General features: G+C 44.8%; 21 protein-coding genes and 1 riboswitch. Of the genes, 3 read left to right on the forward strand and 18 right to left on the reverse strand.

The window, feature by feature from the left end:
* Window positions 1-18: 18 nt before the first annotated feature.
* From PFZ69_RS19270 to PFZ69_RS19285, 4 genes are all read right to left on the reverse strand, one after another.
* Window positions 19-708 carry a heptaprenylglyceryl phosphate synthase gene (locus PFZ69_RS19270; protein WP_270182725.1) on the reverse strand — a complete coding sequence of 230 codons (690 nt, stop codon included), beginning with the start codon at window positions 706-708 and terminating at the stop codon, window positions 19-21.
* A 451-nt stretch (window positions 709-1,159) separates the two neighbouring features.
* Complete coding sequence (locus PFZ69_RS19275) at window positions 1,160-1,456, reverse strand: YerC/YecD family TrpR-related protein (RefSeq protein WP_270182726.1); 297 nt, start codon at window positions 1,454-1,456, stop codon at window positions 1,160-1,162.
* Between the two features lie 15 nt (window positions 1,457-1,471).
* Window positions 1,472-2,485: a DUF3048 domain-containing protein gene (locus PFZ69_RS19280; RefSeq protein ID WP_270182727.1), complete on the reverse strand. Its 1,014-nt coding sequence runs from the start codon at window positions 2,483-2,485 to the stop codon at window positions 1,472-1,474.
* A gap of 43 nt (window positions 2,486-2,528) precedes the next feature.
* Window positions 2,529-4,268 (reverse strand): adenine deaminase C-terminal domain-containing protein, encoded by a 1,740-nt coding sequence (locus PFZ69_RS19285; RefSeq protein WP_270182728.1) that lies wholly within the window; start codon window positions 4,266-4,268, stop codon window positions 2,529-2,531.
* Window positions 4,269-4,361: 93 nt separating this feature from the next.
* On the opposite strand from PFZ69_RS19285, the gene PFZ69_RS19290 reads away from it, so the two are divergent.
* Both PFZ69_RS19290 and PFZ69_RS20995 read left to right on the forward strand, forming a co-directional pair.
* On the forward strand, window positions 4,362-4,610 hold the full coding sequence (locus PFZ69_RS19290) for a YgaP-like transmembrane domain (RefSeq protein WP_270182729.1): 249 nt from the start codon (window positions 4,362-4,364) through the stop codon (window positions 4,608-4,610).
* A 68-nt stretch (window positions 4,611-4,678) separates the two neighbouring features.
* Window positions 4,679-4,780 (forward strand): EYxxD motif small membrane protein, encoded by a 102-nt coding sequence (locus PFZ69_RS20995; RefSeq protein WP_333489753.1) that lies wholly within the window; start codon window positions 4,679-4,681, stop codon window positions 4,778-4,780.
* Here PFZ69_RS20995 and purD read toward each other — a convergent pair.
* The 14 genes from purD to PFZ69_RS19360 form a co-directional block, all read right to left on the reverse strand.
* Window positions 4,758-6,020, reverse strand: coding sequence for a phosphoribosylamine--glycine ligase (purD, locus tag PFZ69_RS19295; RefSeq protein WP_270182730.1), 1,263 nt, complete (start codon window positions 6,018-6,020; stop codon window positions 4,758-4,760). The two genes, PFZ69_RS20995 and purD, sit on opposite strands and share 23 nt — an antisense overlap.
* A 15-nt stretch (window positions 6,021-6,035) precedes the next feature.
* Window positions 6,036-7,574: a bifunctional phosphoribosylaminoimidazolecarboxamide formyltransferase/IMP cyclohydrolase gene (purH, locus tag PFZ69_RS19300; RefSeq protein ID WP_270182731.1), complete on the reverse strand. Its 1,539-nt coding sequence runs from the start codon at window positions 7,572-7,574 to the stop codon at window positions 6,036-6,038.
* 4 nt (window positions 7,575-7,578) lie between these two features.
* Window positions 7,579-8,166: a phosphoribosylglycinamide formyltransferase gene (purN, locus tag PFZ69_RS19305; RefSeq protein WP_270182758.1), complete on the reverse strand. Its 588-nt coding sequence runs from the start codon at window positions 8,164-8,166 to the stop codon at window positions 7,579-7,581.
* Window positions 8,160-9,197, reverse strand: coding sequence for a phosphoribosylformylglycinamidine cyclo-ligase (gene purM, locus PFZ69_RS19310; RefSeq protein WP_270182732.1), 1,038 nt, complete (start codon window positions 9,195-9,197; stop codon window positions 8,160-8,162). Before purM ends, purN begins: the two co-directional genes overlap by 7 nt.
* A 13-nt stretch (window positions 9,198-9,210) precedes the next feature.
* Complete coding sequence (purF, locus tag PFZ69_RS19315) at window positions 9,211-10,623, reverse strand: amidophosphoribosyltransferase (protein WP_270182733.1); 1,413 nt, start codon at window positions 10,621-10,623, stop codon at window positions 9,211-9,213.
* Window positions 10,599-12,824 (reverse strand): phosphoribosylformylglycinamidine synthase subunit PurL, encoded by a 2,226-nt coding sequence (gene purL / locus PFZ69_RS19320; protein ID WP_270182734.1) that lies wholly within the window; start codon window positions 12,822-12,824, stop codon window positions 10,599-10,601. Before purL ends, purF begins: the two co-directional genes overlap by 25 nt.
* A complete protein-coding gene (purQ, locus tag PFZ69_RS19325; protein WP_270182735.1) occupies window positions 12,808-13,491 on the reverse strand; it encodes a phosphoribosylformylglycinamidine synthase subunit PurQ in 684 nt (227 codons plus the stop codon). Before purQ ends, purL begins: the two co-directional genes overlap by 17 nt.
* Window positions 13,488-13,739 carry a phosphoribosylformylglycinamidine synthase subunit PurS gene (purS, locus tag PFZ69_RS19330; RefSeq protein WP_270182736.1) on the reverse strand — a complete coding sequence of 84 codons (252 nt, stop codon included), beginning with the start codon at window positions 13,737-13,739 and terminating at the stop codon, window positions 13,488-13,490. The genes purQ and purS overlap by 4 nt, the downstream gene beginning before the upstream one ends.
* Window positions 13,727-14,452 (reverse strand): phosphoribosylaminoimidazolesuccinocarboxamide synthase, encoded by a 726-nt coding sequence (purC, locus tag PFZ69_RS19335; RefSeq protein WP_270182737.1) that lies wholly within the window; start codon window positions 14,450-14,452, stop codon window positions 13,727-13,729. The genes purS and purC overlap by 13 nt, the downstream gene beginning before the upstream one ends.
* 25 nt (window positions 14,453-14,477) lie before the next feature.
* Window positions 14,478-15,770 (reverse strand): adenylosuccinate lyase, encoded by a 1,293-nt coding sequence (gene purB, locus PFZ69_RS19340; RefSeq protein WP_270182738.1) that lies wholly within the window; start codon window positions 15,768-15,770, stop codon window positions 14,478-14,480.
* Window positions 15,771-15,794: 24 nt separating this feature from the next.
* The gene (gene purK / locus PFZ69_RS19345) at window positions 15,795-16,907 is read right to left on the reverse strand and encodes a 5-(carboxyamino)imidazole ribonucleotide synthase (protein ID WP_270182739.1); all 1,113 of its coding nucleotides are present in this window, start codon (window positions 16,905-16,907) and stop codon (window positions 15,795-15,797) included.
* Entirely contained in the window at window positions 16,904-17,389 is a 486-nt protein-coding gene (purE, locus tag PFZ69_RS19350; RefSeq protein ID WP_270182740.1) for a 5-(carboxyamino)imidazole ribonucleotide mutase, read from the reverse strand. The genes purK and purE overlap by 4 nt, the downstream gene beginning before the upstream one ends.
* 142 nt (window positions 17,390-17,531) lie before the next feature.
* A riboswitch (purine riboswitch) is annotated at window positions 17,532-17,633 on the reverse strand.
* An 80-nt stretch (window positions 17,634-17,713) separates the two neighbouring features.
* A complete protein-coding gene (locus tag PFZ69_RS19355) occupies window positions 17,714-17,908 on the reverse strand; it encodes an NETI motif-containing protein (RefSeq protein WP_270182741.1) in 195 nt (64 codons plus the stop codon).
* A gap of 3 nt (window positions 17,909-17,911) precedes the next feature.
* Window positions 17,912-18,439, reverse strand: coding sequence for a DUF2179 domain-containing protein (locus PFZ69_RS19360; protein WP_270182742.1), 528 nt, complete (start codon window positions 18,437-18,439; stop codon window positions 17,912-17,914).
* Window positions 18,440-18,669: 230 nt separating this feature from the next.
* Here PFZ69_RS19360 and PFZ69_RS19365 point away from each other — a divergent pair, with 230 nt between their 5' ends.
* Window positions 18,670-19,113 (forward strand): Hsp20/alpha crystallin family protein, encoded by a 444-nt coding sequence (locus tag PFZ69_RS19365; protein WP_270182743.1) that lies wholly within the window; start codon window positions 18,670-18,672, stop codon window positions 19,111-19,113.
* The last annotated feature ends 550 nt before the right edge of the window (window positions 19,114-19,663 follow it).

Below are 19,663 nucleotides of genomic sequence, written 5' to 3' on the forward strand. Positions count from 1 at the left end.
CCGACCAATAGGAGAGAATCAATTTCCTTTAACAGCAGCTACTGTTTTCAATGCCTTCTTCACATCGTCATATATACTATTCCCAACAATCACCGTATCAGCATGAGCAGCCATCTCTTTAGCTTTCTCAGGAGAATCGATCCCGCCTCCATAGAAAAGCTGTGTGTCATTTAGCACATCACTCACTTTTTCAACAAGTTCAACGTCACCGTAAGTGCCGCTGTACTCCACGTAAAAAATCGGCAGCTTAAACATCTTCTCTGCCATCCGAGCATATGCCAGAACATCATCAGTAGCAAGGTCCGTTTCAGCAGACGTTAATGCAGCCACCTTCGAATCACCGTTAAGGATGCAATAGCCCTCCATAACGATTTCATCCCAATTCATGACCTCACCAAATTCTTTCACTGCTTCATGATGCAATCCAGTGACCCATCGACTGTCCTTTGTGTTCATCACGGTCGGAATGAAATAAAAATCGAATCCCGGCGTAACCGCTTCTACTGAAGACACCTCAAGCGCACAAGGCACAGCATATCGACGAATTCTCGCAAGCAGATCAAGCGTAAGGTCTAACGTCACACCATCAGACCCGCCAACGATCACCGCATCCGTACCCGACTCACAAATCAACTCCAGATCATGATCTTCAATCACCTTATTAGGATCAAGCTTAAACACATGCTTCCAACTACTATAATCAAACATCAAACCGCTCCTCCTACTTTTCCTCATAAGTTGGATTATATCAGAGGAACACCGAAAAGCGGAAGTGGGCGCTTAGGTCCGACAAACGCTGGAGCCTTATCAAATGAACACGTTTTTTGTGTTCAATTGATAAGGGGAAGCGATCGAGGACCTGGCCACTGCAGCTAGACATACGAAAAGCGGAAGTGGGCGGTTAGGCTCGACAAGCGCTGGAGCCTTTCAAATTGAACACGCTTTTTGTGTTCAGGTTGAAAGATGAAGCGATCGAGAGCCTGCCCACTGCAGTTAGACACTCGAAAAGCGGAAGTGGGCCCGTTTAAATCCGCAGGGCGTTGGAGCTCTTGGGAGTGAGACGATTTATGTCTGAATTGCATCACATCCACACCCCATTCATGCTCTCCCCCAAAAACAAAAAAATGAGCCGTAAACCGGCCCATCTTTCATAGATCAATTAATCTTTGTTATGCACGCGATCGAGCGTCATTTGATAACCATCATTTCCATAGTTCAAGCAACGTTTCACACGAGAAATTGTCGCTGTGCTAGCACCAGTTTCTGTCTCGATCTTATGATAGGTATAGCCCTCACGAAGCATTCTAGCAACCTCTAAACGCTGTGCCAACGACTGAATTTCGTTCACTGTTGCAAGGTCATCAAAAAATAGATAGCATTCTTCTAAATCTTTCAATGAAAGAATCGCTTCAAAAAGTTGATCGAGTGTTTTCCCTCGTAGTTTGTCAATTTGCATAGATTAGCACTCTCCTTACTGATTACTCGTAATCATAGTTAGATCAGGTACGATATTTACCCAAGTTCTTCCTGGAACAAGCGGAACAGGACTTCCGTCTTTCACCGCGGTAATGCGTCCATTTTCATTTTTCCACTTTACTTCCTTTTTTACACCTTCTTGTAATAAAATGGCTTCTCCGCCAGATTCTATATCGATCGCTCTTCTGCCATAATCATCGATGATGTGATGATTTGCTTCAACGATCAGTACATTTTCCAATGAGATGGGCTCTTTTGTCTCACGGTCTTCCATCAATTCGTCGTTCAAGAATCTCTTGTATACCCCATCGTTGTATCGATACGCTACGCGATACGTATTGCTGTAACCGATTGCTACTGATGACTTTTCTTCTGAAACTAGTTCTTTATCGCCAAATGTAAGTGGTTCAACAATCTGCATGAGTTCATACCCATTATCAGTTGCACCTTTTTTTATACTATCAGTCGTAATATATGAATTGTGTGGCGCCTTCCTGAATGAAGCTCGTTCAAACAGCGTTCCGTCATACTGCATGCCGTTCAGGTGATCGACTGCGCCTGAATTCAAAATCGCTTGAGCAGAAGGCGAATAACCATGTGCTACGAAAATGCCGTTAAACCCTGCGCTTAACTCAATAAAATAATCTCTCGCACTCCGAACTGGTCCTACAATGTCTGGATAATCACTTTGGTATATCGCTAACAATCTTGTGATCTTACCTTCTACAAGCATTTCGTATACGATATCTGCTTTATGAAGTCCAGACTGCGGCCTTGCTTTCGGGTGATTATTCACAACGACACTGATGACACGCTGATCGCTGTTTTCAGTAGCCACCCCGGTAAGAGGAGCTTTTTCCCCTTGAATTTGATCAACTTCTTTATTCATAGACGGTTCTTCAACACCGGCTGATTCTGCTCCAGATTTCTGAGCGGTATCTTTTTGTGAACAGCCAGCGAGTAATCCTACAGACAAAATAACTGCCAGTGAGACGCGCAATTTCCCCACGTCTTCACGCCCCCTTCGCTTATAAAGTCTTCCCTTTTATATTTTACCGCATTATCGCAGGAAAAAGTACCGTCTTTCTCTTTACATCATAAATTCCTTGTTGAGTCAACCTTACGAACGGAAGATGTGTGGAAGAAAAGAACAACAAACTATAAACAGGATCACCAAATGGATAGCCACGTTCTTTTAATTCTGTCACCATCTTCTTCTCTTGTTCGATCACGTCTTCGAGTGGTAACGGTGACATTTTGCCCATCAAAGGCAGTTCGATTTCAACAACGACTTCACCATCTTCAACGAGGACGATTCCACCACCGATCGACCGCACTCGCTCTAAAGCAGCAACCATGTCTGATTTTTTCTTCCCGATCAATATGAAATCACCAGAATTCGAGAAGCTACTCGCAAAGCCTTTTACTTTATTAGCAAAACCCTTCACAACGGTATTCACTCGCCATTTGCCTTCCTTACTAAGAAGCATCATGAAGCTCTCATCATGATCTGTAGGGAGTTCATCCACCGCCGTTTCGTATGAAAGATTATATGGTTTTGTGATGACGGCGTTGATCATTTCGATTCCAGCTGGACCTGAGAAAGTTAAATCGTCTTCCTCTAACCCCCAGTTCTGTTCGTTTAGAACAAGACCATGGTCTTCCCAATCGAATGACCACTCGTCATAAACTTCTTCGCCATCCTTCTTGATCCATTCTCCTCGAGCGAGGACAGAGACTGGTGTTGGATTGTGCTTTGATTCCAAAAAGTTGAGGTGCGCAAGCCTTCCAGGTGCTATCATACCATGTGTATCCGTTATACCGTAGTGGTTTGCGACATTATATGACACCATCGCATAAGCATCTTCTACCGGTACTCCTTTTTCCAGGGCGATGGATATGAGCTTATCCGTGAACCCTTGCTCAAGGAAAGAAGGCGTCGATCCATCGGTGTTCATCATCACTCGATCAAAACAATCTACCCCTTTTTCAATCAGCGATTCGAGTATGACCGGTAAATCAGGACGTATGGAAGAATACCGTAGAGACGTCATCATGCCCATCTCAAGTCTACGGAGAGCCTCTTCTCCAGTCATCGCTTCGTGATCACAGGAAACACCATAAAGTCCCATCTTCGTTAATGTCTTCAACGAAGCGCCAGGGAGATGCCCTTCGACCGGTTTGCCCAACCTATGTGTCTCTTGCATCCATTCCAGTATCTCATCGTCTCCTGCTATAACGTCAGGCCACGCAGTAAGTTCACCACCTTGAATAACGAGCGGATGGGTGAGCCATTCCTTAACTTTCTTATTCGTGATGGTTTCTTCATTCAACAGCTGTGTTTGAGAATCGTACCTTGCCCACCAAAACATCGATACCGGAAACTTATCCAACTCATCTAACATTGTAAGCGCTTTCTTTTGTGGCAATCCTAAGAGAAAAAACAAGTTGTCATTGATCATGGTGGTGGTTCCCCTGTTAGATGCATAGCGCGCAAGTGATAGGGGATTATAAAGTTGAAACGGATGGGCATGGGGTTCAATGTATCCTGGTACAAGATACGATCCCTCACAATCGATCCATTCTGTTGCTGAATGTTTTTCAGGCAATTCATCTCCTACGTATACAATTCGATCTTTATAGATCCATATATGTGAGGTGATCCATTTTTTTAATGCGTTGTTTAAATACGTTGCATTTGTTAAGACGATTGATGGAGGCAGTTCACCGGACACAACCTGTACTTGTTGTCTCAATTGCTGCTTCGTCCATAAATAGTTTCGCTTAGGCATGTCCAACCCTCGTTTCAATAAGTTTTCTCTATTTTAACATAATTTAGAAAAGTTGATAGTGCTGATTTAAACCATTGAAGGGAGTTTTTTGAATTGAGACCGAACATTAGCATGATGAATGCATTTATTCGTTTAACAGCAGGATTTACACTCCTCTCCTGGTCTACCGCAAAACTTTGTAAAAACGAAAACGTCTCAACGTCGCTTTTGCTTGCAGCTGCAGGAGCTTTGATGATCGCAGAAGGTCATACGAGATACTGCCCGATCGTCGACCTGATGAACCAAGATGAAAATCGTGATCCTGACGAAACAGCTCTTGAAAAAGTTATTAACCCCTCTTAACCATGGGTATAAAAAAACTTCCCTGATTCCAGGGAAGTTTTCGTAACATAACAAAAGGAGGTAACGTTGTGCTTGAATACATTACAGACACTTGGGTCATCTACACATTATTGATCGGTAGTATTATTGCTATATCGTTTGCTTACATCAAGAAGAAACGTGTGAAATAGCTCGATGTCCAATATCCGTTCTATAGAACCCATCCTCTACCTGCACGATCTGAAGTTCTTCGTAAACTGAAGCACTTGCTTCCTGGAGGGATTCTCCTGAAGCAGATAGCAGTAACACGCGTCCACCATTCGTTACAAACTGATCGCCTATCTTATCTGTACCTGCATGAAACACAAGTGAAGTCACATCGTTCAAACCTGTGATGGTCTTCCCTTTTTCATAATCACCAGGGTACCCTCCGGATGCAATGACAACTCCAATCACAGCTTTCTCACTCCATTTGAGCTCAAGCTCTTTACCGTCTAACACGCTTTGAATGGCTTCGATGAAGTCTGATGTGAGACGAGGCAGGACGACCTGTGTTTCAGGATCGCCGAACCTTGCATTGAACTCAATGACTTTAGGACCGTTTTTCGTCAGGATTAATCCGGCATACAGAACGCCAGTAAACGTCCTGCCTGCTTTCTTCATCCCTTTTGCAGCTGGAAGTAAAATCGATTGAATCGCTTCTTCTACCACTGACTCAGAGATTTGGGGAACTGGTGAGTATGCGCCCATTCCACCCGTATTCGGCCCTTTATCTCCATCGAATGCTCGCTTATGATCTTGTGAAATAACGAGAGGATAAACATCTTCCCCATTCACCAATGCCATGAGCGAAAACTCTTCACCTTCAAGAAACTCCTCTACAACAACTTGTTCACTAGCTTCTCCAAACTGATTGTTGACCATCATATTATGAAGACTATCGAGTGCTTCCTCCAACGTCATCGCAACGACGACACCCTTTCCGGCTGCAAGTCCATCCGCTTTCAGTACGATCGGTGCACCGACCTTTTGAACATACTTTCGAGCTTCCTGGTAATCCGTGAAGGATTTTGAATCGGCGGTCGGGATACCGTTTGCTGCCATCAATTCTTTCGCGAACGTTTTGCTTCCTTCGATTAACGCAGCTTCTTTCGTAGGACCAAATACGCGAAGACCTGCATCCTCAAAGCGATTTACAATTCCATCTAACAACGGCTGCTCTGGACCGACTAAGGTGAGTGTAATGCCTTCTTTTTGTGCGAAAGCAATAAGCCCATCGTGATCACCTTCATCGATCGGCACGAGCTGACTAACAGCTTCCATACCTGCGTTCCCTGGTGCTACGTATACTTGATCCACAGAAGCGCTCTCTGCAGCTTTCCAAGCCATCGCATGCTCTCGACCGCCTCGTCCAATTATCAATACCTTCATCGAATTCCCTCCCTCTTAATGTTTAAAGTGTCGGATGCCTGTGAACACCATCGTGATGCCATATTCATTCGCTTTTTTGATCGAATCTTCATCACGAATCGATCCTCCAGGCTGGATGATCGCTGTGATGCCCGCTTTTCCAGCAGCTTCAACAGTGTCATCCATTGGGAAGAACGCATCTGATCCCATGACAGAACCTTTCACCTTCTCACCCGCTTGCTCGATCGCGATCTTAGCAGCACCAACGCGATTCATCTGTCCAGCTCCAACGCCAACCGTTTGATCTTTGTTCGTGAGTACGATCGCATTCGATTTCACGTGTTTAACTACTTTCCATGCAAGCTTCAGCGCATCCCACTCTTCATCCGTAGGTTTTCGATCGGTTGGTACGGTTAGATCTGCTTCATCGATTCCGTATTGATCTTGTTCCTGCAGCAACAGCCCGCCGTTAACAGATGTGAGCTGATGCTCCACTCCCCCAGACGCCTGAACATCCAATGTCAATAGTCTAAGATTCTTCTTCTTAGTCAAAACAGCAAGTGCTTCTTCAGTGAAAGAAGGTGCCATAATGATCTCCAGAAAAATTTCCTTCAACTTCAGTGCCGTTTCTTCATCGACTTCACGATTCAATGCGACGATACCGCCGAAGATCGATGTAGAATCTGCTTCGTATGCCTTTTGATACGCTTCTACAATCGTTTCACCCGTACCAACTCCACAAGGGTTCATATGTTTAACCGCAACAACGGCAGGTTTTTCAAATTCCCTAACGATATTAAGAGCCGCGTTCGCATCGTTAATATTGTTATAAGAAAGCTCTTTACCGTTCAGTTGTTTAGCAGATGCGATCGATGCATTTTTTGATAGAGGTTTTTTATAAAATACAGCCTTCTGATGCGGATTTTCTCCGTATCTGAGGGTTTGCTTTCTCTCAAACGTTACAGTAAGCGACTCTGGCTCTTCTTCTCCAGATTTTCCTGTTAAATACTCTGAAATAATCGCATCGTAGGAAGCGGTATGACGAAATACTTTTGCTGCAAGTTCCTGACGAAGTATGCCTGTTGTATCCCCATTCTCCTGGACTTGAAGAAGCACACGCTCATAGTCAGAAGGATGAACGACAACCGTCACGTCTTTATGATTCTTAGCAGCTGACCTTAACATCGTTGGTCCGCCGATATCGATATTCTCGATCGCGTCACTGTACGCTACATCAGGATTTGCGACGGTTTCTTGGAATGGATATAGGTTCACAACAACCAAGTCGATCGGTGTGATGTTATGCTCCTCTAGTTGCTTTTGATGGTCGTCGTTGTCTCTAACAGCTAGAAGACCACTATGTACATTCGGATGGAGGGTTTTCACACGTCCGTCTAAAATTTCCGGAAAGCCCGTAACATCTGAGATTCCTATAACATCTATGCCCGCTTCCTCAAGAGCACGTTTTGTGCCTCCAGTCGAAATGATCTCGACCCCTTTGTCTGATAATCCCTTCGCAAACTCGGTAATATTTGTTTTATCTGATACGCTGATCAGTGCACGTTTGATCGTCATCGTCTTACCTCCTGCTACCAATTGTTTTGTTTTTAAGAAGCGTTCTAATAACTGCTGGATATAACTGATGTTCAACAGCCTGTATCTTTTTCTCAACTTCTTCTCTCGAATCTTCTGTTGAGATCCGAATCGTTTCTTGATCAATGATCGGCCCCGTGTCCATCCCTTCATCGACATAATGCACCGTCACACCACTGACTTTCACTTTTGCTTTTAGAGCTTGACCAATCGCATCTTTTCCAGGAAAAGACGGAAGAAGAGATGGATGGATGTTGATGATTCTCCCTTCATACGCACGAAGAAGCGTTGACCCGATCAGCCTCATGTATCCAGCAAGAACGATTAATTCGACGCCTGCATCGTTCAGCTGCTGAAGAATGAAGGCTTCAAACTCTGCTTTTGAGTTATAGGATTTAGGATAAAAGGAAAGGACAGGAATGCCGAAGCGCTCTGCCCTTTCTTCTACTTTGGCACCAGGGCGATCACAAACCACTAATGCGATTTTGGCATCGAGTGCCCCCTTTTCGATTTCAGATGCGATCGCTTCGAAATTGGAGCCACTCCCAGATGCAAAAACTGCTAACTTCACGATAGATCACCACCGCCGAAATTGATTTGATCACCTTTTGTTACTCGACCGATCACAAATGCCTGCTCACCGTCTTTTTCAAGCTGTTTGATCACGTTAACAGCTTCAGAGGCAGGGACGCTTAGAACCATTCCGATGCCCATGTTGAACGTGGTGAACATCTCTCGTCGAGATAAGTTTCCCTTCTTTTCGATCAGGTCAAAGATCGGTGGTACTGGCCAAGAGCCATAATCGATCTGAGCTGTGAGGCCTTCAGGTAGCATACGAGGAATGTTCTCTTCGAAGCCGCCACCTGTAATGTGTGCAACCCCATGAACAGGATAAGATTCGAGCACGTTCAAGACGGGCTTTACGTAGATACGAGTAGGAGCTAACAAGACTTCTCCAAGCGTCGTACCGAGTTGATCAAACGTTTGATTAAGATCCATGTTGTTCTCTTTTACTACTTTCCTAACAAGAGAGAAGCCATTGCTATGAATACCGTTTGATGCAAGGCCAACTAAAACGTCCCCTTCCATCACATCAGTCGGTTGAATCAGCTTAGACTTTTCGACAGCCCCAACCGTGAATCCAGCAAGATCATAATCGTTTTCCTGATACATATCAGGCATTTCTGCTGTTTCGCCGCCAATCAAGGCACACCCAGCAGTCGAGCAACCATCCGCAACCCCTTTTACGATTTCTTCAATCCTCTCAGGTTTGAGTTTACCTGTCGCGATGTAATCTAAAAAGTAAAGAGGTTCAGCACCTTGAGCGACTACGTCATTCACACACATAGCGACACAATCGATTCCGATTGTATCGTGCTTATCCATCTGAATCGCAAGCATGAGCTTCGTACCCACACCGTCGGTTCCTGAAATGAGAACTGGCTTCTCATAAGGAAGTTCAGATAGATCAAACATTCCGCCGAAACCACCTAGACCTCCCATGACGCCAGGTCGAACGGTTTTGTTTACGTGCGTTTTCATTCGGTTAACTGCTTCATAACCAGCTTCAATATCTACTCCAGCACTTCTATAAGCATCCGCCATAATGGACCCCCAGTTAGACTTTTTCGTATGGATGAACGGTATCAGGATAGATCTCAGTCGGGTACGACCCTGTAAAACAGCCTAGACATTGTCCGCACGAGCTGCTTGCATCGTCTCTACCGATTGCTTCTGTCATTCCATCTGTTGATAGGAAACTTAACGTATCTGCACCGATTTCTTCACAAATCTCATCAACGCTCATCTTCGCTGCGATTAACTCACCAGAATTGGACGTGTCGATCCCATAGTAACAAGGACTGACGATCGGAGGTGCACTTATGCGAACATGAACCTCTTTTGCACCTGCTTCTCTTAACATCTTCACGATTCTTCTACTCGTCGTTCCACGTACGATCGAATCATCCACGATAACGACCCGCTTTCCTTCAACAACGCCTCGAACAGGTGAAAGCTTCATCTTCACACCTTGTTCTCTTAGCTCCTGTGAAGGTTGAATAAACGTTCTGCCTACATATCTATTCTTGATCAGACCCATCTCATACGGAATACCCGATTCCTCTGCATATCCGATCGCAGCAGATATACTAGAATCCGGAACACCCGTCACGATATCTGCTTCGATCGGAGCTTCTTGCGCGAGCTGTTTACCGAGGTTCTTTCTAGCCGTGTGAACATTGATGTTTTCGATATTGCTATCGGGTCTTGAGAAATAAATGTACTCCATACTGCAGATCGCACGCGACATCGGTGATGAGAAACGGTCCGATTCAATGCCTGCGTCATTGATGATAAGAAGTTCACCTGGCTCCACATCACGAATATATTCCGCTCCGATGAGATCGAACGCACACGTTTCGGATGCAACCACATAACCTTCTCCTAGTCGACCTAAAGAAAGTGGTCGTAGTCCATGTGGATCAAGAGCGACCATCATCTCGTTTTCTGTCATCAAAAGAAAAGCATACGCGCCTTTTACCATCGTAAGAGCGTTCTTCACCTTTTCTCTAAGGTTCAAATAGCCGCTTCTCTTTATCAAATGGGCAAGCACTTCTGTGTCTGAAGTCGTTTGAAAAATACTCCCTTGACCTTCGAGCTGATGCTTCAACGCATTCGCGTTCACAAGGTTCCCATTATGCGCGAGCGCCAATCCACCATTCTGCGAGCGAAATAAAAGAGGCTGAACGTTTTCATAGCCTCCTCCTCCTGCCGTTGAGTATCGAACATGACCAATCGCTGCATTGCCATCGAGTGCCTTTAAATCGTCCGCTCCATAGACATCGTTCACGAGGCCAAGCCCTTTATGAAGGTTAAGTCTTGCGCCATCAGTCGTGACGATCCCAGTACCTTCCTGACCGCGATGCTGAAGACTATGAAGCCCGTAATATGTGAGCGTAGCGGCATCTGGGTGACCCCAGATACCAAATACACCACACTCTTCGTTTAAGCCTTTGATTTCACCAAACATGGAATTGCTCCTTTCCAGGCCGCTTCGAGCTCACTGACCGGTGCATCGAATAGATGATTTTCTTCTTCGTGCATCATCGTCAAGATGCCAGTACCGGTTACTTCACCGATAAGCTTCGCTCCGGTTCTCTGCTCGAAGACCTGCTGGTGTTCACCCTTGATCGTGATGAGGAAACGAGATTGAGACTCACTGAACAGCGACGTCGTCACATCGCCTTCGATTCGAACGATCGCACCAAGATCTGTTCCGATTAACGATTCACTAAGCGCAACACTCAAACCACCCTCAGAAACATCATGCGCCGATTGAACGAGTCCGTCTTGAATGGCTGAAAGAACCTGTTGCTGAAGTTCTCTTTCCACTTCAAGATTCAGTTGAGGTGCTTGCCCCGAGATCTTCCCATCCACAACCTTCTGAAGCTCGCTTCCTCCGAAGTCCTCGCCTGTTTCACCAAGTAAGTAGATCAAGTTTCCTTCTTCTTTAAACTGTTGAGTCGTAACATGATCAAGGTCATGAACTAGTCCTACCATTCCAACAACTGGTGTCGGATAAACCGCTACGCCATTCGTCTCATTGTATAGGGATACGTTACCACCGATAACGGGCGAATTTAACATACGACACGCTTCACTCATACCGTCCGTTGCTTTTTCGATCTGCCAGAAGATCTCAGGCTTTTCAGGATTACCGAAGTTTAAGCAATCCGTGATCGCAAGCGGCTCACCACCTGAACAAACGATGTTACGTGCTGCTTCAGCAACAGCAATCTTCCCACCAACTTCAGGATCAAGGTACAGGTAACGGGAATTACAGTCGGTTGTCATCGCTAGCGCTTTTCGTGTGCCTCTTACACGCACAACAGCTGCGTCCGATCCTGGAGATACGACGGTATTCGTTCGAACCATATAATCGTACTGATCAAAGACCCACTCTTTGCTTGAAATCGTAGGCTGACCTAGCAATGTATACAGCATTTCTTTCGGATCTTCTACCGCTGGAATCGGCTTATGAAGCTGCTGGTTTCGAATGAAATACTCAGGAATGCGCGATGGTTTATGATATACCGGTGCTTCTTCTGCAAGAGCATCGACCGGTACTTCAGCCACCATTTCACCTTTATGAAGAAGACGGAACTTCTTATCGTCTGTCACGACACCGACTTCCTTCGATAAAAGACCCCAACGATCAAAAATTTCTTTGATCTCAGCTTCTCTACCTTTCTTCACAACAACGAGCATACGCTCCTGTGATTCAGATAGCATCATTTCATATGGCGTCATGCCTTTTTCACGCTGAGGGACTTCATCAAGGTTCATCTCGATTCCCATGCCTGCTTTACTCGCCATTTCTGAAGCAGAAGACGTAAGACCCGCCGCTCCCATGTCCTGAATGCCGACGAGCGCATCACTTTTCACAAGCTCGAGACACGCTTCAAGAAGAAGTTTTTCCATAAACGGATCGCCTACTTGTACGGCAGGTCGCTTTTCGTCAGAAGCATCTGTCAATTCTTCAGATGCGAAGGTCGCACCGTGGATGCCATCTCTTCCTGTGCTTGCACCTACATACATCACGGTGTTTCCAGCGCCAGACGCGACACCTTTCTGGATGTCTTTGTGATCGATCAACCCAACACACATCGCGTTCACAAGAGGGTTTCCATCGTATGAAGAATCGAACTGAACTTCTCCACCTACTGTAGGAATACCGATACAGTTTCCATATCCAGCGATTCCTGCAACAACTTCTTCAAACAAATATTTCACTTTCGGATTGCTTAACTCTCCGAAACGTAACGAGTTTAATAAAGCAATGGGGCGTGCGCCCATCGAGAACACGTCTCTGATGATTCCACCTACACCTGTTGCCGCTCCTTGATAAGGCTCGATTGCAGATGGATGATTATGACTTTCGATCTTAAACACAACCGCTTGCTCGTCACCGATATCAACGATCCCCGCTCCTTCACCAGGACCTTGAAGTACGTGCTCACCAGTAACAGGAAACTTTTTAAGAACTGGCTTTGAGTTCTTATAACTACAGTGCTCAGACCACATGACTGAAAACAAACCCGTTTCCGTATAGTTAGGGGTACGGCCAAGAATCTCTTCCACCATGCCGAACTCTTCATCTGTTAAACCCATCTGGCTATAAAGCTTCTGGTCTTTAATCATCTCAGGTGTTGGTTCATGCATGTGTGACATGGGATTCCCTCCAGTTACGTAGTAGTGATTTGAACATCTTCAAGCCATCCGCACTTCCTAACAAGTGATCGACCGCACGCTCAGGGTGAGGCATCATCCCGAGGACATTGCCCTTCTCATTGATGATTCCTGCGATGTCATCGATCGAGCCATTTGGATTATCTTTATAGGTAAAAACGATTCTTCCGGATGATTGTAACTCTTCTAAAGTCGCATCATCACAATAGTAGTTTCCTTCTCCATGTGCGATCGGAATCGTAATTTCTTCACTATTTTCATAGGCTGACGTAAACATGGTCGCATTATTCTGAACAACAAGCGTTACAGGACGACACATGAACTTCAAGTTCTTGTTTCGTTTCATCGCTCCAGGAAGAAGACCTGCTTCTAATAAAATCTGAAATCCGTTGCATATACCAAGCACTGGCTTTCCTTCTTCAGCAGCTTTTACCACTTCGCTCATGATCGGAGCAAAACGGGCGATCGAGCCGCTTCTCAAATAGTCACCATAAGAAAAACCACCCGGTAAAAGGATCGCATCATAGTTTGCTAGACTCTGTTCATCGTATCGGACATAAGTAGCTTCTTCGCCAAGTTCATCTTGAATCGCATGGTACATGTCTACATCGCAATTCGAACCTGGAAACACGATCACCGCAAATTTCACTGCCCGACGACCTCCTCGACTTCATACGTGTAGTCTTCGATCACCGTATTCGCAAGCAGCTTCTCACACATTTCTTTAATGCGCTCATCTACATTCGCCGTCTCATTTAACGTAAGCTCCATATACTTGCCGATACGTACATCTTCTACTTCATTATAAGAAAGGCTATGAAGTGAATTCTTCACAGCACTACCTTGCGGGTCTAGCACACTCTCTTTTAACGTTACATAAACTTTTACTTTGTACATGATGCGGATCCCCCTAAACGAGTTAAGATTTTTTCATAAGCTTCGGTCAAATTTCCTATATCTCTTCGAAACACATCTTTATCTAACTTTTCATTCGTTTTCCGGTCCCATAGTCTACAAGTATCTGGTGAAATTTCATCTGCAAGCATCAATTCACCAGACGGTGTAACACCGAACTCAAGCTTGAAATCAACAAGCGTTACATCCCGCTCAAGAAAATAGCTTCGTAGGCGGTCATTCACATGCAGTGCACGTTCTTTTAAGTCTTGAACCGTCTCTTCATCGGCAAGTTCAAGCTCAAGCACGTGATCAACCGTAAGGAGAGGATCACCAAGGTCGTCGTTTTTGTAATAGAATTCAACGATCGGCTGCTTCAACAGCTTTCCTTCGTCTACTCCAGTTCTTCTAGAAAAGCTCCCTGCCGCGACATTTCGGACGACCACTTCGAGTGGCACGATCGTCACACGCTTTACAAGCTGCTCCGTTTCAGAAACTTTCTCGATAAAATGACTTTCGATACCAGCTTCTTTCAAATAATCAAACAACAGGCTCGTAATTTCGTTGTTCAGTCGCCCTTTCCCTGTAATGGTCGCTTTCTTCTCTCCGTTAAAAGCCGTGGCGGAATCTTTATATTCCACATGAACGACCTCAGGATGTTCTGTCGCATAAATCTTCTTTGCTTTTCCTTCATACAACAACTCTTGTTTCCCCATGGTGATCTCCTCCGATACGTGTGATTTATAACCCTAGACGTTCGAAAATCATATCGACTGGCTTCAGATGGTAATTGTAATCAAAGCAATCCTCGATCTCTGAAGCAGACAGCTGGTTCGTGATCTTTGGATCAGCTTCAACTAATTCTCTAAACTGAATGCCGCGCTCCCATGCATCCATCGCTTTCGGCTGAACAAGGTCATAGGCTTCTTCACGAGTCATGCCTTTGTCGATAAGAGACAATAACACGCGCTGACTGTAAATCAATCCATATGTTCTCGTCATATTACGCTTCATGTTCTCAGGGAACACGGTTAACTTCGAAACGATACCTGAGAAGCGGTTAAGCATATAGTTCAGAGCAATCGTTGCATCAGGAAGAATGACACGCTCAGCTGAGGAGTGTGAAATATCACGCTCGTGCCAGAGTGGTACGTTCTCATATGCTGTTGTCATGTATCCGCGGATCACTCTCGCCATTCCCGTCATGTTCTCAGATCCGATTGGATTACGCTTATGCGGCATTGCTGATGAGCCTTTTTGCCCTTTCGCAAAGAACTCCTCAACCTCACGCGTTTCGCTTTTTTGAAGGCCTCTGATTTCAACTGCGAACTTTTCAATCGAAGTTGCGATCAAAGCTAGTGCTGACATATAGTGTGCGTGACGATCACGCTGAAGCGTTTGAGTCGAGATCGGGGCAGGCTGCAGCCCTAACTTTTCACATACATACTGTTCAATGAACGGATCGATATTCGCATATGTTCCAACAGCCCCTGAAAGCTTACCGAAGCGAACGCCATCAGCAGCATGTTTGAAACGCTCCAAGTTACGCTTCATTTCTTCATACCACAGCGCCATCTTTAAACCGAATGTTGTTGGTTCAGCATGTACCCCGTGAGTTCTTCCCATCATCACTGTGTATTTATGTTCTTGCGCTTTCTCTTTCAATACATTGATAAACTTCTCGATATCGTTCATCAATAGATCGTTCGCCTGGTTCAGCTGATAAGAAAGAGCCGTATCAACAACGTCAGTCGACGTTAATCCGTAATGAACCCACTTGCGCTCTTCACCAAGTGTTTCTGAAACAGCTCGTGTGAACGCAACAACGTCATGACGTGTCTCTGCTTCGATCTCATGAATACGCGCTACATCGAAGTCAGCGTTCTCTCTAATTTTCTGTACGTCTTCTTTCGGAATGATTCCAAGCTCAGCCCACGCTTCACATGCTAAGATCTCTACTTCAAGCCACGCTTTGTATCTGTTTTCCTCTGTCCAAATCGCACCCATCTCAGGGCGAGTATAACGTTCAATCATGTTAAATCCTCCTAGTCAATTGTCCTACTGCCATAATTTCCATTGCGCCATTTGTTTTTCCGCTTCCTCAGTCGTTGAAGCTAGAAAATTAATATGACCCATCTTTCGATTCTGTTTCGCTTCATCTTTGCCGTACAAATGAAGTTTAGCACTTTTGAGCTCACTCATGCTCTCCATAAGAGGCTGAACATGCTGGCCAAGTATATTACCCATCACGACCGGCTTCAACAACTCCGTCGCCCCCAGAGGTAAACCACAGATCGCTCTGATATGTTGCTCAAACTGTGATGTTTCACAGGCTTCCATTGTATAATGACCAGAGTTATGAGGTCTCGGTGCAAGCTCATTCACATACAATTCGTTTCCTTCAAGGAAAAGCTCGACCGCAAGCGTCCCAATAAGGTCGATATCTTCAGCAAGCTTCTTTCCGATTTCGCTCGCTTTTTGCTGAATTGATTCATCGACACGAGCAGGAACGATTGTTTGATGAAGGATGTTGTTCTCGTGAATATTTTCTCCAACGGGGAATGTAGTCATCTCGCCCGTTACGCTACGCGTCACAACAACGGATAGCTCTTTTTGGAACGGAACCCAGCTTTCAACGATACAGGCTGCGTCAGGAAACGCAATCCCTTTTATATCAGCACTCTCTTTAATGACCCATTGTCCTTTACCGTCATAACCACCAGTACGTGTTTTTAAGACAGCTGGAAAACCGATCTCTTCACATGCACGGACAAGCTCTTCTTTCGAATCCACTTTTTGAAAAGGAGCAACCTCAAGTCCCGCGTTTTGGATCGATGTTTTCTCTACAAAGCGATCCTGTGTCGTTCGAAGCAATTCGCCGCCTTGAGGCATATACGCATTCTCTTCAAGCCACTTCGCCGTTTCATGGGCAATGTTCTCAAATTCATATGTAATCACATCGCTCACTTCAGCAAGTTTTCTCGCACCGTCTAGATCATCATACCCTGACACGACTTCAACGTCCGCAACTTGACCGCAAGGCGACCCACTCTTCGGTTCAAGAACCGCAATACGGTAGCCCATCTCTCTAGCTTTCAGTGCCATCATTCTTCCAAGCTGGCCGCCACCTAGAATTCCAATTGTACTTCCTGGTAAAATCGTTTTGCTCATAGTGTCTCACTACTTTCTAGTACCGATTCTTTCATGTTCAAACGATAGTCCTCAAGACGAGATGCAACACCTTCATCGAACGTGCTTAGAATTTGAGCTGCTAATAAGCCAGCATTCTTCGCACCTGCTTTTCCGATCGCGACTGTTGCTACCGGTACACCACCTGGCATTTGTACAATCGAAAGAAGCGAATCTAATCCGTTCAACGTTCTCGATTGAACAGGAACGCCAATGACGGGAAGTGTCGTTTTCGCTGCAACCATTCCTGGTAGATGAGCTGCGCCCCCTGCACCAGCAATGATGACTTTTAACCCTCTGCCCCTAGCATCTTCCGCGTACTCAAACATTAACTCAGGTGTACGGTGAGCAGAAACGACCTTCTTCTCATACGGTAGTTGTAGTTCATCCAAAACCTCACACGTGTGTTTCATCGTTTCCCAATCAGATGTGCTCCCCATGATCACGCCAATTTGTGTCTTCATGCTATATCCCCCTTATTGGAAGGTTCGTTTTCGATTTATTTAAACAAAAAAGAAGCCCGAATAGAATTCTCCTATAACCTTTAGAAGAAGCTTCTACGCGGGCGAAAAATCATCATCCAACTCTGTAGACACAGAAATGAACAGAATACGACTTCACCCTCATAGTCCAACGATTTAAGGTCGTCGGGTAGAAACTTATGGGCCATATTCCCAAGATTATATGAGGTATCGATTTGTTATCCTCTTTCATAGTAACAAGAGGATTATTCAAATGTCAACGAAAAATCGAACGATGCGTTTATATTCAATTATAACGTTCGTCTTTTACTTCAATTTCCCTTCGAACACTGTTTTTCTTCCATATAATTCTGGTTCTTTCGCACCTTTTCGTTCGATAAAAACAGGTTCTTCCGTCCGCCTTACCGGCATATACCCTTCATCGTCCATTCTCTTCAGGCAATCCGATAAAGACTCGTCTTCCATAACTTCAAATTTCTTTTTCTTTGGCTTTTTCTCCATACACTACCTCCGAATTTTTCTAACCCAGAACCCTCCATGGAAGGTACGCGGCTCATACGAGATAACGAATGCTTTCGGATCAAGTTCTTCAATGGCTTGATACAGCTTTCGTTCTGACTTTCTTGATGTTAGAATCTGCATCACGAGACGCTCTCCTTGTCTTCCGTGGGCAAGGTAATGCGTAACCCCGTATCCAACATCTCTTAGCTTATTTGGAATGTCTTCCTCAAGCTTTGTCGTAATGGCATTGACCGTAATATATCCGAGCGCAAGATACTCCTCGATCTTCATTCCAACGATGATACCGACACCAAAACCAAGTGCATAAGCGATTATATTTTGTATTTCACCAAGGTTATCTAGTACAAGCCCAAGACCGATAACGTAGATCGCAATCTCCATTGTTCCTGCTGCTGCAGCTAAATAACGCTGTCCTTTTAATGTGAGTATTGTTCGCATCGTAAGAAATGATACATAAACAATATTAATGAGAAAAATTATGGCTACCATCACTAACCCATTTTCTAACATACTGATCCTCCTTCATCTTTCAAAATCATAAAACTTCAACTTCACCTAGCATAACACGCCGAATAATAAAACCGCATGCGTTCTTTTTTGAATTTCCTTAAAAAATTTTCCAAGCTTGATTTTATCCGTCCTTTCTATTCCATTCACTTTTTTCTATTTTCTAAACGACCCTCGTTTTAACAAAGTTTCCGAAGGAGCATATACTGTCAAAAAGCCCAGGAGGGAACGGCATGGGAGACTACTGGAGTCAGATGTACGATTGGAAAAACAAGATGAACAAATTCATGGGAGATGATTTCTGGACGGATTTTCAGGATATGTTCGTATCGAATGGACCCCTTGTGAACCTGTACGAATCGGGTAATGAATTGATCTGTACCGTTTATCTCCCTGGTGTTTCGAACATTGAGGATGTGGATGTCTATATCCATTACCGAACGCTTAAAGTAAAAGGACAGACGAAGATGGTGCTAAAAGGGTACCGAAATGTACAGGAAGAGTATAAGCACGGACCATTTGAACGAATTGTCGAGCTACCTTTCCCAGTGAGAGAAAAGCCGATCGATGCGACGTATAAGCGAGGTATTCTCATGGTGCACCTCCATCGTCTGATCGATTCGAAGGAAGATAAGAAGCGTCTAAAGATCAAAGATGCTGAGGCGGGTGAAGAATAGAAGGAGAGCGGCTATCGTTTGTTCGGGCGGTAGCTGTTTTTTAGTGGGTTTTTGAGGGGTGGGTGTGTTTCGGTATAGTTCAGATGCTGTTGGGTGCTTGGGGAGCTGCTTTTTGGGCCGGATATCGGCGAAATTGCTGATATATCGGCGATTTCTGAGCAGATATCAGCGGAATCGAGATTATATCAGCGAAAAGGGCACTTTTATCGGCGAATTTTTGGTTATATCAGCGAAGCGTTGTTTGTAACGATTGATTTGTTAAAAGCACATTTAGATAAAACCTTTTGAGGGCGGGATGCTGCGCGATGCTGGATCCTCATAGATCTCCGAATATCTACTCCGGTCCAGCCTCACTTGCTTCCTCGAATTTCTTGCTTCTCCCACCCCTACGAAGCTTTCGAAGATGCCCTTTTCTGTCTTCTCAATGAAGGTACTCACCTTACGGTCTCTCAATAAAAACCAAAAAAGCATACAAAAAAGCCAGAGCTCAATGCTCTGACTTTTCTCTTGCCTAGCGACGTCCTACTCTTGCAGGGGGAGAGCCCCCAAC

The sequence above is a fragment of the Alkalihalobacillus sp. CinArs1 genome, assembly GCF_947387515.1.
Lineage (GTDB): Bacteria > Bacillota > Bacilli > Bacillales > Guptibacillaceae > Guptibacillus.